General features: G+C 71.6%; 16 protein-coding genes. 12 read left to right on the top strand and 4 right to left on the bottom strand.

Annotated elements, in window-relative coordinates; genetic code table 11:
* Positions 1 to 6 precede the first annotated feature (6 nt).
* From radA to HNR73_RS26305, 8 genes are all read left to right on the top strand, one after another.
* A complete protein-coding gene (gene radA / locus HNR73_RS26340) occupies positions 7 to 1,401 on the top strand; it encodes a DNA repair protein RadA (protein WP_184790311.1) in 1,395 nt (464 codons plus the stop codon).
* A gap of 780 nt (positions 1,402 to 2,181) precedes the next feature.
* On the top strand, positions 2,182 to 2,346 hold the full coding sequence (locus HNR73_RS26335) for a hypothetical protein (RefSeq protein ID WP_184790310.1): 165 nt from the start codon (positions 2,182 to 2,184) through the stop codon (positions 2,344 to 2,346).
* Between the two features lie 722 nt (positions 2,347 to 3,068).
* The gene (locus tag HNR73_RS26330) at positions 3,069 to 3,275 is read left to right on the top strand and encodes a hypothetical protein (RefSeq protein WP_184790309.1); all 207 of its coding nucleotides are present in this window, start codon (positions 3,069 to 3,071) and stop codon (positions 3,273 to 3,275) included.
* Positions 3,276 to 3,544: 269 nt separating this feature from the next.
* Positions 3,545 to 3,751 (top strand): hypothetical protein, encoded by a 207-nt coding sequence (locus tag HNR73_RS26325; protein WP_184790308.1) that lies wholly within the window; start codon positions 3,545 to 3,547, stop codon positions 3,749 to 3,751.
* Between the two features lie 112 nt (positions 3,752 to 3,863).
* The gene (gene ispF / locus HNR73_RS26320; protein WP_184790397.1) at positions 3,864 to 4,388 is read left to right on the top strand and encodes a 2-C-methyl-D-erythritol 2,4-cyclodiphosphate synthase; all 525 of its coding nucleotides are present in this window, start codon (positions 3,864 to 3,866) and stop codon (positions 4,386 to 4,388) included.
* On the top strand, positions 4,385 to 5,368 hold the full coding sequence (locus HNR73_RS26315) for a tetratricopeptide repeat protein (RefSeq protein ID WP_184790307.1): 984 nt from the start codon (positions 4,385 to 4,387) through the stop codon (positions 5,366 to 5,368). The genes ispF and HNR73_RS26315 overlap by 4 nt, the downstream gene beginning before the upstream one ends.
* A gap of 23 nt (positions 5,369 to 5,391) precedes the next feature.
* Complete coding sequence (locus HNR73_RS26310) at positions 5,392 to 6,306, top strand: hypothetical protein (protein WP_184790306.1); 915 nt, start codon at positions 5,392 to 5,394, stop codon at positions 6,304 to 6,306.
* On the top strand, positions 6,303 to 6,953 hold the full coding sequence (locus HNR73_RS26305; RefSeq protein WP_184790305.1) for a hypothetical protein: 651 nt from the start codon (positions 6,303 to 6,305) through the stop codon (positions 6,951 to 6,953). Before HNR73_RS26310 ends, HNR73_RS26305 begins: the two co-directional genes overlap by 4 nt.
* On the opposite strand, the gene HNR73_RS26300 is transcribed toward HNR73_RS26305, so the two are convergent.
* On the bottom strand, positions 6,950 to 7,813 hold the full coding sequence (locus HNR73_RS26300) for a helix-turn-helix transcriptional regulator (protein WP_184790304.1): 864 nt from the start codon (positions 7,811 to 7,813) through the stop codon (positions 6,950 to 6,952). The genes HNR73_RS26305 and HNR73_RS26300 overlap by 4 nt on opposite strands.
* 103 nt (positions 7,814 to 7,916) lie before the next feature.
* Here HNR73_RS26300 and HNR73_RS26295 point away from each other — a divergent pair, with 103 nt between their 5' ends.
* A complete protein-coding gene (locus HNR73_RS26295; RefSeq protein WP_184790303.1) occupies positions 7,917 to 8,699 on the top strand; it encodes an alpha/beta fold hydrolase in 783 nt (260 codons plus the stop codon).
* 87 nt (positions 8,700 to 8,786) lie between these two features.
* On the opposite strand, the gene HNR73_RS26290 is transcribed toward HNR73_RS26295, so the two are convergent.
* Complete coding sequence (locus HNR73_RS26290; protein WP_184790302.1) at positions 8,787 to 9,971, bottom strand: homogentisate 1,2-dioxygenase; 1,185 nt, start codon at positions 9,969 to 9,971, stop codon at positions 8,787 to 8,789.
* Positions 9,972 to 10,122: 151 nt separating this feature from the next.
* Here HNR73_RS26290 and HNR73_RS26285 point away from each other — a divergent pair, with 151 nt between their 5' ends.
* Both HNR73_RS26285 and fahA read left to right on the top strand, forming a co-directional pair.
* A complete protein-coding gene (locus tag HNR73_RS26285; RefSeq protein ID WP_184790301.1) occupies positions 10,123 to 10,968 on the top strand; it encodes a hypothetical protein in 846 nt (281 codons plus the stop codon).
* Entirely contained in the window at positions 10,965 to 12,176 is a 1,212-nt protein-coding gene (fahA, locus tag HNR73_RS26280; protein ID WP_184790300.1) for a fumarylacetoacetase, read from the top strand. The genes HNR73_RS26285 and fahA overlap by 4 nt, the downstream gene beginning before the upstream one ends.
* On the opposite strand, the gene HNR73_RS26275 is transcribed toward fahA, so the two are convergent.
* A complete protein-coding gene (locus tag HNR73_RS26275) occupies positions 12,173 to 12,709 on the bottom strand; it encodes a hypothetical protein (protein WP_184790299.1) in 537 nt (178 codons plus the stop codon). The genes fahA and HNR73_RS26275 overlap by 4 nt on opposite strands.
* Positions 12,710 to 12,935: 226 nt before the next feature.
* Positions 12,936 to 13,538 carry a TetR/AcrR family transcriptional regulator gene (locus HNR73_RS26270; protein WP_184790298.1) on the bottom strand — a complete coding sequence of 201 codons (603 nt, stop codon included), beginning with the start codon at positions 13,536 to 13,538 and terminating at the stop codon, positions 12,936 to 12,938.
* Between the two features lie 87 nt (positions 13,539 to 13,625).
* Between HNR73_RS26270 and HNR73_RS26265 the strand changes: the two genes are divergently transcribed.
* Positions 13,626 to 14,711 (top strand): FAD-dependent monooxygenase, encoded by a 1,086-nt coding sequence (locus tag HNR73_RS26265; RefSeq protein WP_184790297.1) that lies wholly within the window; start codon positions 13,626 to 13,628, stop codon positions 14,709 to 14,711.
* Positions 14,712 to 14,768: the final 57 nt, after the last annotated feature.

Raw genomic sequence — 14,768 nt, 5'->3', positions numbered from 1 at the left:
CCTCCAATGGCCAAGCTGCGCACCGCCTACGAATGCTCCGCCTGCGGCCACACGGTCGCCAAGTGGCTGGGCCGCTGCCCCGACTGTGGCGGCTGGGGCACCATGTCCGAGACCACGCCCATGGCCTCGGCGAAGGCGACGCCCTCGCGCGCGCCCGCGGCCACCAGAAGCCTCACCCCGGCGATGTCGATCCGCGACGTCCCCGCCGAACCGGCGCGGCACCGGCCGACCGGCGTCGGCGAGTTCGACCGCGTTCTCGGCGGCGGGCTCGTCCCCGGCGGCGTGGTGCTGCTGGCGGGGGAGCCGGGCGTCGGGAAGTCGACGCTGCTGCTCGAAGTCGCGCACAAGTGGGCCGCCGGCGGTGGTGGTCCCGCGCTCATCGCGACCGGCGAGGAGTCGGCCTCGCAGGTGCGGATGCGCGCCGACCGGCTCGGGGCGCTCCACCCCGACCTCATGATCGCCGCCGAGACCGACCTCGGCTCCGTCCTCGGCCACATCGAGGACACCAAACCGGGCCTGCTCATCCTCGACTCGGTGCAGACCGTCTCGACGACCGAGGTCGACGGCGTCTCCGGTGGCGTCACGCAGGTGCGTGCGGTCGCCTCGGCGCTGATCGCCGTGGCGAAGGCGCGGGGGATGGCGTGCGTGCTCGTCGGGCACGTCACCAAGGAGGGGACGATCGCCGGCCCGCGCGTGCTGGAGCACCTCGTCGACATGGTCGCGCACTTCGAGGGCGACCGGCATTCGGCGCTGCGGCTGCTGCGCGGGGTGAAGAACCGCTTCGGGCCGGCCGACGAGGTCGGCTGCTTCGAGATGACCGAGACAGGTGTGGTCAGCCTGCCCGACCCGGGCGGCCTGTTCCTCACCGAGAACAGCGAGCCCGTGCCGGGGACCTGCGTGACCGTGACGATGGAGGGGCGCCGGGCGATGCTCGTCGAGGTGCAGGCACTCGTCGGCGGCAGCGCCAAGGAGGGCGTGATCCCCCGTCGGACCGTCAGCGGACTGGACGCCGCCCGGCTCAACATGGTCCTGGCCGTCCTGCACCGGCGTAGTGGGAAGCGCGTCCTCGACCGGGAGGTCTACGCCGCGACGGTCGGCGGCATGCGCGTCACCGAACCGGGCGCCGACCTCGCCGTGGCCCTCGCGGTGTCGTCGTCGCTGTCGGAGGCGCCGGTCTCGGCCGACATCGTGGCGATCGGCGAAGTCGGCCTCACCGGCGAGATCCGCCGCGTCCCGGCCGTCCCCCGCCGCCTCGCCGAGGCCGCCCGACTCGGGTTCCGGCAGGCGATCGTGCCGAAGGGCTGCGGCGGCGAAGCGCCGAAGGGGATGACGGTGAGCGAGGCGGGCAGCGTGGACGAGGCACTGCGCCTGTCGGCGATGCGATGGGCGGGGCGGGGGTAGGGGGCGTCTCGGCTGGCGGGCGGGGCTCGGCGGGCGGGACGCGGGTACGTGGGTGTTGCTCGCCCCGGCGCCGAGGTGCTTGGTGGCGCAGTTCGCCGGCGTGCCGGGGCTCGGCGGGCGGGGGCGCGGGCGGGAGGCGGCTCGGGTACGTGGGTGTTGCTCGCCCCGGCGCCGAGGTGCTTGGTGGCGCAGTTCGCCGGCGTGCCGCCCCGGGCGTAGCCGCCGTTCGCGGACGCGCGGGTGCCGGTGCCGGGGGAGCCGCGGCTCGAACGCCGTCCTGGTCTGACCACGTCGAACCCACACCGCCGCACACGGCCTCACGCGTGGCACGCCCGCCCTGCTGACCCTGTCGTCGCTCGTGCCGTGCCGGTTCGCCGGGCCTGCGCGGGTGAGACTCCGGTGGGCGTTCGGGCCGAAGGGCTGCGGCGGCGAGGGTGCTTCGTCTGTCCGCGACGCTGTAGGCCGGGCGGGAGTGCAAGGCGCAAGTCCCCGCGGTGGGCTGCAGGCCTGGGGTGAGGAAGCCTTCGCCGCTGTGCCGCCTCGGCGCGAGTGGCCGCCGCTTGCCAGCGGGCGACCGCGCTGGCGTCGTTCGCAACCGTCCCGCGCGCGTCGCGTCGGCGCGCAGGGGTCGCGCGGGCCGGACTCCGGCGCGCGGTGGTGTCGAAGGGCCGCGGCGGCGAGGTGACGGGAGGGGTCACGGCGAGAAAGGTGCTTCGCCTGCCCTCGATGCGGTGGGCCGGGCGGGAGCGCAGGTGCGAAGGCGCACGTGCGAGAGCCGCTGTGGGGAGTTACGCGGTCGCGGGAGGCCAGGGGCGGGGAAGCCTCGCCGCCGTGGCGTCGTCCCGCCTGCGTGCGGGGCTGCCGTTTGCCGCCTGGCGAATAGCGCTGGCGCCGCTGCCGGTGCTGGGCGAGCCGGAGACCTGGCACGCCCGCCTGTCCTGCTGACCGTGTCGTCCGCGCGCGATGCGGTTCGCCGGGGGCACGCGGGTGAGACTCCGGTGGGCGTCTGTGCCGAAGGGCTCCGGCGAGGGATGCTTCGTCTGTCCGCGACGCCGTAGGCCCGGCGGGAGCGCAGGCCCGGCGGGAGCGCAGGCCCCGCGGCGGGCTGCCCGCCCGGGGCGAGGAAGCCTTCGCCGCTTGCCAGCGGGCGACCGCGCTGGCGTCGTTCGCAACCGTCCCGCGCGCGTCGCGCCGGCGCGCAGGGGCCGCGCGGCGGGGATTCCGCCGGGCGATCGTGTCGCGGGTATCGGGGGCGAGGCTTCGAAGGGGAGGACGGTGCGAAGAGTGCCCCGCCGGTCCACCATGCGACAGCCCGGGCGAAGGTCCCGCCCTGCCGGCCACTCGCGCGCGGGATGCCAGGTGTGGGGAGCCGTTCGCCACCGCCCGTCGTCCAGGTCACCCGGACGGGTGACGGCAACCGCCATGGAACCGCATATCGTCGCGACTTTCCTAATTCCCCGGCCGGCACCGAAAAGCACCTTTCTGCGTCCGAACGCCCTGGTGAATCGTTACCAATGCGCCGGGCTTGATCGTTTCCGCTCGCGAGAATCCACGCGGAATTCCCTCCGAGCTCTCGACTGTGTCGGCTCTCGCTGCTAATTTGCCCGCACCCACAAACGATTCCAACGGGGGATCAATTGAGGGCTCCCTCAAAGGAGTGATCAGGAATGCGTTTGATCAATTCGGCGGCCGACCGCCTCCTGTCCGCAGTACTGCCGAAGGCTCGCGCGGGTGCGTGCGTCCCCGAGCACGGCGACTCGTGGCCTTCGTACTGCAGGTGTCAGAACCACCGCGTCTTCACGAAGCGCTGCACCGTCCAGTGCCTCGGCAACGTGACCTGCGGGAGTTGCACCAACAGCGGCATCCACTGCTGATCGCACTGAACGGTTGACGACCGTCCCTCCAGGATCCGGCCGGGAGGGACGGTGTGTTGGCGCGTTCGGTCAATGACGGGTCCTTGAGACTCGGACAAGAAACCGAAGAAATGGCGATTCTCGCCGTCGAATCGTTTCGATGGACCTCTTCTTTCGAGGCGATTTCGGTCATGGGGCATCGCGGATTTTCGCGTGCCCAAAAAGCCACGGCGGAATCAAGGAAATCACGGGGGAGCGCCCATCGCGGTGCTTCCGAAGGAGAGATCACCATGCGCATGATCAACCCGGTCGCCGACCGCCTGCTGTCCATCGTCCTGCCCCACGCCGAGGCGGGTGCGTGCGATCCCGATCACGGCGAGAAGTTCTGGGTCTACTGCTACTGCCGCAACCGTCGCGTCCACCACCAGCGGTGCACGGTCACGTGCAGCGGCGGCCAGACCTGCGCGGTCTGCGTCCAGACCGGCGAACCCTGCTGAACCGAACCGACCGCGTTCGCCCCTCGCCCCCCGCGAGGGGCGAACGCCCCGAGGCCTGCTCACGAGCACCCTCTCAGGGCCACTGGCTACTCTCGGATACGTGCTCACGCCAATGGTTGGAACCGGGACCGACGTCCACGCCTTCGCCGCAGGCCGCCCCTGCTGGCTCGCCGGGATCCTCTGGGAGGGCGTCGACGGCCTCGACGGGCACTCCGACGGCGACGTCGCCTGCCACGCCGCCTCCAGCGCGCTCCTGTCCGCCGCCGGCCTCGGCGACCTCGGCAGCAACTACGGCACCTCCCGCCCCGAATGGTCCGGCGCCTCGGGCGTGAGCCTCCTCGTCGAATCCGCCCGCCGTGTCCGCGCCATCGGCTACGACATCGGCAACATCGCCGTCCAGGTCGTCGGCGTCAAACCCCGCGTCGGTCCCCGCCGCGCCGAGGCCGAACGCGTCATGAGCGAGGCCGTCGGCGCGCCCGTCCGTCTCTCCGCGACCACCACCGACGGCCTCGGCTTCACCGGCCGCGGCGAGGGCCTCGCCGCGACCGCCGTCGCCCTCGTCTACTCCGACCGGCGCGACCACACCTTCGGCGAAGGCCGCACCACCGACGAGCCGACGGTGGGCAGTCCCGCGTGAACCCGCCCGAAGAGGTCGAGGGCTACATTTCCCGCGCCGAGCTCCTCATCGAGCTCACCCGCTACGACGAGGCCCGCGAAGAACTCGCCGCGGCCCTCCTGCACCACCCCCACAACGTCGACGCGCTGTCCCTCCTCGCCATCGTCGAGCTGGAGGCCGGGCAGCCCGAGGACTCCCTGACCGCCGCCGACGCCGCCCTCGCCCTCGACCCCGCCGACGACCGGGCCCTGCGCATCCGCGGCTACGCCCTCGCCGCCCTCGGCCGCGTCGACGAGGCCGTCACCGCCGCCGAGAAGCTCCTCGACGTCGACCGCCTCGCCTGGTGGCGGCACATGCACTACGCGCTGATCCGCAGCAAGGCCCGCAACGGCCAGGAGGCCCTCGACGCGGCCTGGCAGGCGATCCGGCTCGCCCCCGACCGGCCCGAACCGCACGCCGCGCTCGCCGCGATCGCCGCGAAACTCGGTCTCGACGACCTCGCCGAACGCGCCCGCCGCGCCGCCAAACGCCTCGGCTCCGACGAGGAGGGCAACTGGCGGATCTCCGAACAACTGCACCTCAACTTCGGCCGCAGCGAGTCCAAGGTCGGCGAGCCCCTCGTCCACGAACACGAACCGGCCGTCACCGACCGGCTCGCCACCCTCGTCCGCTACGGCGCGGCCTTCCCGATCGCCGCGCCGCTGATGATCGCGCTGCTGTCGGGCGGCGCCGCGGCCACCGCGCGGATCCTCGCCGCGGTGTTCGCGATCGTCGGCGGCCTCGGTCTGGGCCTGGCCGTGCGGCGGCTGCCTCAGCCGATCATGCCGATCCTGAAAGGCCTCGACGGCTCCGACCGCTGGCTGGAGGTCGCGCTCGCCTGCGTCGGCGCGGCACCGGTCGTCCTGCTCTGCTACGCGGTGATCGCCTCGCCGTTCCTGCTGGCGCTGACGATGCTGCTGGGCTTCGTCGCGCTGTACGCCTTCGTGATGCGCGGGCGTTAGCGCACCTCGGTTAGCCTCGCGGGATGTTACTGCGCACGCGCGTTCTCGCGGCCACGATCGTGGGCCTGTTCTTCCTGATCGGGAACGCCTACTCCGGCGCCGTGCTGGTGACCTTGACCTCGGAACGGGTGCCCGCGTACCTCGCCGACTGCTCCGGCTTCCTCTGGGGCGACTGCGAAGGCACCTGGACCCTCCCCGACGGGACCGAGGAGACCGGCTACATCACCGGCCCTCACCGGTCCGACGAAGGCGAGACCGTGCGGGTCCAGGCCGGACCGCTCGGCGCCTACAGCGGCGGCTGGGCCACGAATTGGCCGCGCCTGATCATCGGGGCCACCGTCGACGTCGCCCTCCTCGCCACCGTCGTGATCGTCCTCCTCGTCGTCGTGCGCGGACGGGCCCAGCTGCGCCGCTTCGACGTCGACACCGCCACCGGGCAGGTCGTCTGGCGCGTCGACCGCCAAGGCGTCCGCGACCGCCGGGGTACGCGTCTGTGGTTCGCCCACCGGGAGAAGCGCGTCCTTACCGAGCTGCGCCCGCCCGGCGGGACCGCCTGGTACCGGCTGCGCCGCGAGGAGTCGGGCTCGGTCCTGCCGCAGGCGCGGCTGTCCGGGAACGGTGCCGTCGTCACCGTGCACGTCGCTCACGCCGACGGCCGCCCGCTCGGTCAGGTCCGCTCGGCGGCGGGCACGAAGCTCACCGTCTCCATCCGCGGGCCCGACGGCGCCGAACGCGCCCGCGCGGTGCACTCCGGCGGGCTGGGCTCGTCGTGGGAGATCACCGGAGTCGACGGCACGCGCCTCGCCTACGCTGTGATCGGTCTCGGCGGGCGCCTCGTGCGTTTCGAGGCCCACACCCCCGAGGAGGCCCGCATGCTGATCGCCGTGTTCCTGCTGGAGTCCGACCGGTTGATGACCGCCAGCACGATGTCGTCGTGAGGCGGACCTTCGAGGTCATCGCCGCCGCGTTCCTCCTCGTCCTGAGCGGCTGCACCGGCAGACCCGTGCCGTACCCGCACACCTCCTACGCCGCTCCGAGCCCGACGCTCGACGTCGTCCTCGAACACGACGGCTACATCGCCACCGGAGCCGTCTGCGAACGCATCGACTGGTCGGTGCTGACCACCCTCGCGCCGATCGACACGCCCTCCTGGGACGGCTACTGGCCCGACACCGGCAACCGCGTCGCCAACGCCTGGTGCCGCAACGAATGGGGCTTCCCCGGCGAGTCCTCGCCCGAGCACAACAGTGTCGTCGTGGAGCTGGAGATCGAGTCCAGCGACCGCTTCGAGGACTCGCGCTGCCTCGAATGGGACGGTCCGCCGGTGACCGGCGCGGGCGAGGAATGGGACCGCAGCATCGTCTTCCACGAGAGCACCGCCGGTGGACAGCACCCCATGTGGACCTGCTTCACGTCGGGCGTCTTCAGCGTCGTCGTGGAGTTCGCCTTCACCGAAACCCGCTGGTTCTCCCTCGGCGACGCCGAGGCGAGACTGGCCGCCATCGCCGTCGCGCTCGCCGAGAACGCCCGGGAACTGTCGCTGTCGGAGACCTACCCCGACCTGCCCGAACCCAGTGCCTCCTAGGACCGGTGGCTGCGGTGCGCGGTCTGCGCGCCGACCACCTTCAGCAACTCCAGCGCCTCATGCGTCCGCGAGCCCGGGACCGGCGTGAACACCCGCAACCGCTGGTCCTCGGCGGGTGTCAGCAACGCCTCGAAGTCGAACTCCATCGCCCCGGCCTCCGGATGCACGACCCGCATCCGGCTGCGCCGCCGCATGGCCACCTCGTGCCGCTCCCACAACCCGGCGAACTCCGCGCTCGCCGCCCGCAGACGCTTCAGCAGCGCGGCCGCCGCCGGATCCCCACGGCGTTTCGCGACCGCCGAACGCAGGTCGGCGACGACCTCGCGACCGTGCCGCTCGTGCTCCCCGACCGGGTAGGCCTCCCGCACGAAAGGATCGGTGAACCAGCGCCAGGCGATGTTGCGGTCCGGGCCCTCCTCGACCGTGCACACGCACCCGAAGACCGCCTCCGCGAGCGCGTTCTGCGCCACCACGTCGCCGAGGTCGGTCACCACCTGGGCGGGCACCCCGGCGAGCTGGTCGAGCAGGTACATCAGCGCCGGGCCGATGTGGTGACCGGCGAGCTCGCCCGCCGGCGGCCGGTGCCCGGCCAGCAGGTACAGGTGGTCGCGTTCGTCGACGGTCAGGCGCAGGGCGCGGCCGAGGGCGGCGAGGATCTGGGGTGATGGCTGTGGGCTGCGGGCCTGTTCGAGGCGCATGAGGTAGTCGGCCGACATCCCGGCGAGTTGCGCGACTTCCTGGCGGCGCAGGCCCGGGGTCCGGCGGCGGGGGCCTTCGGGGAGGCCGACCTCGGCGGGGGAGAGGCGTTCGCGGGAGCGGCGCAGGAAGTCGGCGAGTTCGGGGCGGTCGGCGGCGGTCATGGGTTCCATCCTGCGCTTTCGATCAAGCGCGTGCCAGGGACCGGCGGTCCTAGGCAGAGCGGTCCGATTCACAGCGGGCCGAAACGGGGGCATGGTCGAGGGCATGACGACACAGACCCTCACCATCGGCACCGCCACCGTCCCCTACCGCGTTTTCGGTTCGGGGCCCGGACTCGTCTTCGTGCACGGCACTGGGCGCGGCTCGGTCACCTGGGACGCCCTGATCGATCGCTTCACCGACCGGCACACCGTCATCCTGCCCGACCTGTCGGGCAGCGACCTCGCCGTGGACGACGGTTCCCCGCTCACCCTGGAACTGCTCACCGGGCAGCTCGCCGCCGTGATCGAGGACACCGGACTCGGCGCCGTCGACGTCGTCGGGCATTCGCTGGGGGCGGTGGTCGCAGTGGCGCTGGCGGCGACGCGGCCGGAGCTGGTCCGGCGGCTGGTGCCGCTCGCGGGCTGGACCGGGAAGGGGGACGAGTACGTGCGGCAGACCATGGAGCAGTTCCTGGCGCTGGCGGAGCTGCCGGAGGCGTTCGCGCGGTACGCGATGCTGACGGCCTACAGCCACCGGTACCTGAACGTGATCGGGTCGGAGGCCGTGGACGAGCTGGCGCGGGGGTTCGTGCCGACGCCGGGACGGTTGCGGCAGTTCGAGTTGAACACGCGGACGGATGTGGAGGGGTTGTTGCCGCTGGTCACGGCGCCGACGCTGGTGATCGGGTGTACGGAGGACGTGCTGGTGCCGGTCGCGAACTCGCGGCGGTTGCACGCGGGGATCGCGGGGAGCGAGTACGCGGAGTTGAGGTCCGGGCACGTGGCGAGGGTGGAGGCGGCGGGGGAGCTGGTCGAGCTCGTGGAAGGGTTTCTCGTGCGGCCCTAGACCGGCTGGGGCGAAGCCCCAGACCCACCGGGGACTCCGTCCCTGGACCCGGGACTCAAGGAGTCCCGGGTCTCACCAGGGCCAGTCCTAACCCGTTCGCCGGGCCCACGTCCACGCGTAGCCGGGGTCCTCACACCGTAGCCCCGCGTCGCACAGGTCCAGCGGGCGGAAGGTGTCGACCATGACGGCGAGCTCGTCGAAGTAGTCGACGCCGATCGCCCGTTCCGCCGCGCCCGGCTGCGGGCCGTGCGTGAAACCGCTGGGGTGCAGGGAGATCGAGCCCTGCCCGATGCCCGATCCCTTGCGGGCCTCGTAGTTCCCGCCGGTGTAGAACAGGACCTCGTCACTGTCCACATTGTGGTGGTTGTACGGGACCGGGATCGCCAGCTCGTGGTAGTCGACCTTGCGCGGCACGAAGGAGCAGATGACGAAGTTCGGGCCCTCGAAGGTCTGGTGCACCGGCGGCGGCTGGTGCACGCGGCCGGTGATCGGCTCGAAGTCGGCGATGTTGAACACCCACGGGTAGAGGTGCCCGTCCCAGCCGACGACGTCGAAGGGGTGGTTCGCGTAGGTGAACTTCGTCCACCCGATGCCGCCCCGGATCCGGTGCTGCACCAGGACTTCGGCCTCCTCGCCGTCGACGAGCAGCGGCTCCTCGGGGCCGCGGATGTCGCGTTCGCAGTAGGGCGCGTGCTCCAGGAGCTGCCCGCGCACCGACAGGTAGCGCTTCGGCGGGGTGATATGGCCGGTCGCCTCGATTACCAGTGTCCGAAGTGGACCGTCCCCTGTGGGCACGATGCGGTGGATCGTCGAGGTCGGGATGATCAGGTAGTCGCCCTGGCCGATGTCGAGCGCGCCGAAACTCGTCTCGACGCGCGCGCTGCCCGACTCGACGTAGACGCACTCGTCACCGATGGCGTTGCGGTACAGCGGGCTCGGGGTGTCGGCGACCGCGTAGGAGATCCGGCAGTCCTCGTTGGCGAGCAGGTGCTGCCGGCCGAGGATCGGGTCGGCGCCGCTCACGTCGAGCTTGTGCGTCGACAGGTGCCGGGGCTTCAGCGGGAGGTTCGCCTCACGGGTCAGCGGCTGCGGCGGGGTGAACACGTCGCTGGCGGTGATCGCCGTCGGCAGGTGCCGGTGGTACAGCAGCGAGGAGTCGGAGGAGAAGCCCTCGACGCCCATCAGTTCCTCGGCGTACAGCGACCCGTCCGGCTGCCGGAACTGGGTGTGGCGCTTACGCGGGATCTCGCCGATCCGGCGGTAGTAAGGCATCGTCGCCCCTCCTCGCAGGTGCGCCCCGGTATTTTTCCGGCGGCGCCGAACTCGGACAACAGTACGGTTGGTTCGTGGCCCCCGCGCCCTTGTCCTCCCTTTGGAGCATCGACTACCGTGGGTGCCCGTGTCAACCGGGCTACCTTTGGGCATGATCCCGACCCTCTTCCGCGGCTTCGTCGACGACGCCGCGGTCTTCCCACCAGGCAGCGCGTCCCTCCCCGACGCCGTGCGCGCCCACCTCGATCATCGCGTCAGGTGGTACCGCGAACTCGTCGGCCCGCTGCTGGTGAAGACCAGTCAACTCACTGAATTGCCCGCCCTCCTCGACCGTCACTGGGACGGCGACGGCGAGTTCCGCATCGGCGTCGTCGCCGACACCGGGATCGGCGCCGTCACCAAGGCCGTCGCGGCACTCCCCGCCGGTGTCCGCGTCGCCCAGATCGAAGCCCCCGTCGCCAAACGCGGTGAGGACCCGATGCCCGGCGCCGCCGAGCTCAAGGCCACCGTCGGCGAATGGGGCGAAGCGCTCGTCTACGGCGAGATCCCCCTGACCTTCGGTCTGCACGAGGCCCTCGACACCTTCGTCGGCACCGTGATCACCCCGAAGTTCCGCACCGGCGGGCTGCTCGCCGAGCTGTTCCCGACCCCCGACGAGCTCGCCGTGGTCATCGTCGCCTGCGTCGAGCGGGACATGCGGCTCAAGCTCACCGCGGGTCTGCACCACGCCGCCCGGCACACCGACCGCGCCACCGGGTTCACCCATCACGGCTTCCTGAACGTGCTGCTCGCGTGCGTGCGGGCCGCCGAGGGGGCGGATGCCGCGACGGTCGCTGAAGCCTTGCGTCACACTGATCCCCGTCCGCTCGTTGACGTTACGTACGAGCTGCGTGACCGCGAGCGCCCGTTGTGGGCGGGATTCGGGTCGTGCAGCGTCACCGAACCGCTCGATGACCTGATCGGTCTCGGGCTGATTGAGGAGCCTGTACAGCCATGACGTGGGTCGCCAGTGCCGTCGACAGTCGCTACGGGGTCGAGAACCTTCCCTATGGCGTGTTCTCCACCCCGAACGACTCCGCCGCCCGCCTCGGAGTCCGGATCGGGGACGAGGTGCTGGATCTGCGCCGGGTCGCCGAGAGCGGTCAGTGCGCCACCTGCCCGACGTGCAGCGCGTTGCGCGCGCCGACGCTCAACGCCTTCATGGCGCGGGGGCGCGAGGTGTGGTCGACGGTGCGGGGACAGGTCCAGTCGGTGCTGACCGACCCGGGCATGGAGCCGCACATCCGGCCGATGATGACGCCGCTGGCCAAGGTCACGATGCACGCGCCGTTCCTGGTCGCCGACTACGTGGACTTCTACTCATCGGAGCATCACGCCACCAACCTCGGCAGGATGTTCCGGCCGGATTCGGAGGCGCTGCTGCCGAACTGGAAGCACCTGCCGGTCGGATATCACGGCCGCGCGGGGACGGTCGTGCCGAGCGGGACGCCGATCGTGCGCCCGCAGGGGCAGCGCAGGACACCGGACGGGGAGATCGTGTTCGGGCCGTCGGCGCGGCTCGACATCGAGGCCGAGGTCGGCTTCGTCGTCGGTGTCCCGACCGTACTGGGGCACCCGGCGGGCGTCGACGAGTTCCGCGAGCACGTCTTCGGCGCCGTCCTGGTCAACGACTGGTCGGCGCGCGACATCCAGGCCTGGGAGTACGTGCCGCTCGGGCCGTTCCTCGGGAAGTCCTTCGCGACCTCGGTGTCGCAGTGGGTGACGCCGCTCGACGCGCTCGACGACGCCGAGATCACCGCGCCCGTCCAGGATCCCGAGGTGCTGCCCTACCTGATCGAGAAGGATCGCTACGGCTACGACCTGCGGCTTTCGGTGAAGTGGAACGGGACCGAGGTGTCCCGGCCGCCGTTCGCCGACATGTACTGGACGCCGGCGCAGCAGCTGGCGCACATGACGGTCAACGGCGCCGGACTGCGGACGGGAGACCTGTACGCGTCGGGGACGGTGTCGGGACCGGCGGCGCATCAGCGCGGCAGCTTCATCGAGCTGACCTGGGGCGGCAAGGAACCGGTGACGCTGGGGGACGGGGCGACGCGCACGTTCCTCGAAGACGGCGACACCGTCGAGCTCAACGCCACGGCGATGGGGACCGAGGGGCGGATGATCGGGCTGGGCGAGGTCGTGGGGACGGTGCATTCGCACTAGGACGGTTCAGGGGCGGCGGTGGGCGCGGGTCCACCGCCGGTCCGGGTCCAGACACTGATCCGCAGACCGACGTCGAGAAGCCGGCCCCGCGCGGAGACGGCACATTCCGTGAAGGTCACCCTGGCGAGTCGGCCGAGGTTGGACAGCAGACAGAGTGATGTCCCGTAGGCGGCCTTCTCCTTGCCCGAGTACTCCTCGATCCTCCACTCCGGGAGGGCGTCGCCCAGCGCGGCGGCGTGGCAGTCCTCGGGGGACGGGCCGGCGTCGGCGGGGAGAGCACCGGCGGCGGCAGCGCCCCATGTGGAGTAGTCGGTGCCGACCCACGCCAGTGAGGGTATGTCGAGCTCGGAACAGAAGTACCAGGCGAGATCTATGTGTTCCGAGGGGTAGGTCACCAGGTGTATCGGCCACGTGCCGCTCGTCGGTACGGCGTCGAGGTCGAAGCCGTACCAGGGGCACGAGCGGTCGTCGTCACGTGGGACGGTGGCACGGCTGTCGAGAATCTCGGCCGTCCACTCGGAACGCTCCTCCACAGCGGGGGATCGCTCCACCACGTCAGCACTACGGGCACCGCCACCACCGCCGCGATGACCGCGCTCGCGATGGCGGCCCATGCCGCTTTCCTGCTCACCCGCAGGTTTCGACGCGCGATCGCGTTCGCCTCTCGGGCCATGTCCTTGTCCGGATCGGTCGTGTCCGGCACCTTTAGCGCACTCACCACGCGCAGATGATACGTGCGGAGAGTCAGTTCGCGCTCACTCAATCACCATTCAATCCCTTGTGCAGCAACCCCGTCAGCGCCTCCACGATCTCCGCGTCCGACAGGCCCGGGCCCTCGTCGGTCGTCATGACCGCGTAGGCCAGCATCGCCAGCATGGCGCCCATGGCGGGCGCGAGGATCCGTGGCGGGCCGGGCAGGGCGTGCCCGCGTTCGGCCAGCCATTCCAGGTGTTCGCGCAGCATGTCGGTGTCGGTGGCGAGGTCGCGCCAGGCGCGGCCCGAGCCCGGTTCGTCGGCGACCATCGACTGGAACAGTGCCACGACGACCGGCAGGTTCTCCCGGAACACGCCCCACGCCACGGCCAGGTGGGCGCGCAGCTCGTCGCGGTCGCTCAGGTCGTGGTCGCGCGGGTGCTCGGTGATCGCCGCGCCGGCCGCGCCGCGCATGTCCGACAGCAGCGCCGCGAGGAGCTCGTCCTTGCCCGTGAAGTGCTCGTAGAAGGAACCCGTCGAGCGGCCCGCGGCCTTCGTGATGTCGGTGATCTTCGTGTTGAGGAAGCCGCGTTCGACGAACAGCCGCCGGGCGGCCTCCTTCAGCGCCGCCTCGGTCTCCCCGGCCCGCCGCTTGCGCACGCCCGTCACGTCTCGCCTCCTCTGTTGACGGGGACCATACCAACGAGCATACTGAATCACAGTTCACCGAATCCAGATTCAGCGAAATGAGAGATCATGAAGATCACCGTGATCGGCGGCGGAGTCGCCGGCGCCACCACCGCGCTCGCCGTCCGCCGCGCCACCGGGGCCGAAGTCGACGTCGTCGAGGCCTACGCCGAACCGGCCGGTGCCGTCGGCTCCTACCTGAGCCTCGCCGCCAACGGCCTGCGCGGGCTGGAGAGCCTCGGCTGCCTCCCGGCGATCCGCGCGGCCGGATTCGACGTGCCCACACAGCGGATGTGGGGCGCCGGGGGCAGGCTCCTCGGCGAGGTCGCCCGCGGCCGCCGCGCAGCCGACGACATGCACAGCGTCACGCTCATGCGCGGGGCCCTGGTGGAGACGCTGCGCCGGGCCGCGATCGACGCGGGGGTGCGGATCGAGACCGGGCGACGGGTGCCCTCACCGTCCGATGTGGACGCCGACCTGGTCGTCGGCGCCGACGGCATCTGGTCGGCGACCCGCGCCCACCTCGCCCCCGGCGTCGGCGAACCCCGCTACGCCGGGCTGTACAGCGTCTCCGGTTTCAGTCCGGGCACCGGCGAGACCGGCGTGTTCAACATGACCTTCGCCGCCCCCGGCGCGTTCATCCACGTCGAATCGCCCGACGGACGCATCTGGTGGAGCGCGCAGATCCACGGCGACGAACCCGTCCCGTCCCTTGTGGACCTCTACCGCGACACGCCCCACGTCGCCCGGATCCTCGCCACCGCGACGGAAGCCGGCGGCCCCATCAGGCACCACGTCCTCGGCGAGGTCACCCGCTGGCACGACGACCGCGTCGTCCTCGTCGGCGACGCCGTCCACCCCGTCGGCGCCGGACAGGGCGCCGCCATGGCCATCGAGGACGCCGTCGTACTGTCCCTCGCGCTCGCCCGGCACGGTCTCGGCCGCGACACGTTCGCCGCCTACGCCGCCGAACGCCGTGACCGCGTCGCCAAGGTCCTCAAGACCGCCGGCGACAACACCGGCGCCAAGACCGCCGGCCCGCTCAAACGCCGCCTCAACGAAGTGATGATGGGACTGTTCATCCCGCGCTTCTACGAGCGGGCCACGGGCTGGCTGTACGACTTCGACCCGGGGACGGTTCCGGCCCGGGGCTAGCCGACGCCATTGTGGACAGTCGGGCCGCGCAGGGCGGCGGCGGGCCGCGGCAGCTCG

Origin of the sequence: Phytomonospora endophytica (genome assembly GCF_014202425.1) — a bacterium.
Lineage (GTDB): Bacteria > Actinomycetota > Actinomycetes > Mycobacteriales > Micromonosporaceae > Phytomonospora > Phytomonospora endophytica.
Note: the sequence above shows the minus strand (reverse complement) of the source record. Positions and strands in the feature narration are given on the sequence as shown.

What these genes read in the sequence shown, in the direction of transcription:
- radA (WP_184790311.1), top strand. Translation starts at nt 7, where the DNA reads ATGGCCAAGCTGCGCACCGCCTACGAATGCTCCGCCTGCGGCCACACG.
- HNR73_RS26325 (WP_184790308.1), top strand. Translation starts at nt 3,545, where the DNA reads ATGCGCATGATCAACCCGGTCGCCGACCGCCTGCTGTCCATCGTCCTG.
- HNR73_RS26310 (WP_184790306.1), top strand. Translation starts at nt 5,392, where the DNA reads ATGTTACTGCGCACGCGCGTTCTCGCGGCCACGATCGTGGGCCTGTTC.
- ispF (WP_184790397.1), top strand. Translation starts at nt 3,864, where the DNA reads ATGGTTGGAACCGGGACCGACGTCCACGCCTTCGCCGCAGGCCGCCCC.
- fahA (WP_184790300.1), top strand. Translation starts at nt 10,965, where the DNA reads ATGACGTGGGTCGCCAGTGCCGTCGACAGTCGCTACGGGGTCGAGAAC.
- HNR73_RS26285 (WP_184790301.1), top strand. Translation starts at nt 10,123, where the DNA reads ATGATCCCGACCCTCTTCCGCGGCTTCGTCGACGACGCCGCGGTCTTC.
- HNR73_RS26330 (WP_184790309.1), top strand. Translation starts at nt 3,069, where the DNA reads ATGCGTTTGATCAATTCGGCGGCCGACCGCCTCCTGTCCGCAGTACTG.
- HNR73_RS26265 (WP_184790297.1), top strand. Translation starts at nt 13,626, where the DNA reads ATGAAGATCACCGTGATCGGCGGCGGAGTCGCCGGCGCCACCACCGCG.
- HNR73_RS26295 (WP_184790303.1), top strand. Translation starts at nt 7,917, where the DNA reads ATGACGACACAGACCCTCACCATCGGCACCGCCACCGTCCCCTACCGC.
- HNR73_RS26290 (WP_184790302.1), bottom strand. Translation starts at nt 9,971, where the DNA reads ATGCCTTACTACCGCCGGATCGGCGAGATCCCGCGTAAGCGCCACACC.
- HNR73_RS26300 (WP_184790304.1), bottom strand. Translation starts at nt 7,813, where the DNA reads ATGACCGCCGCCGACCGCCCCGAACTCGCCGACTTCCTGCGCCGCTCC.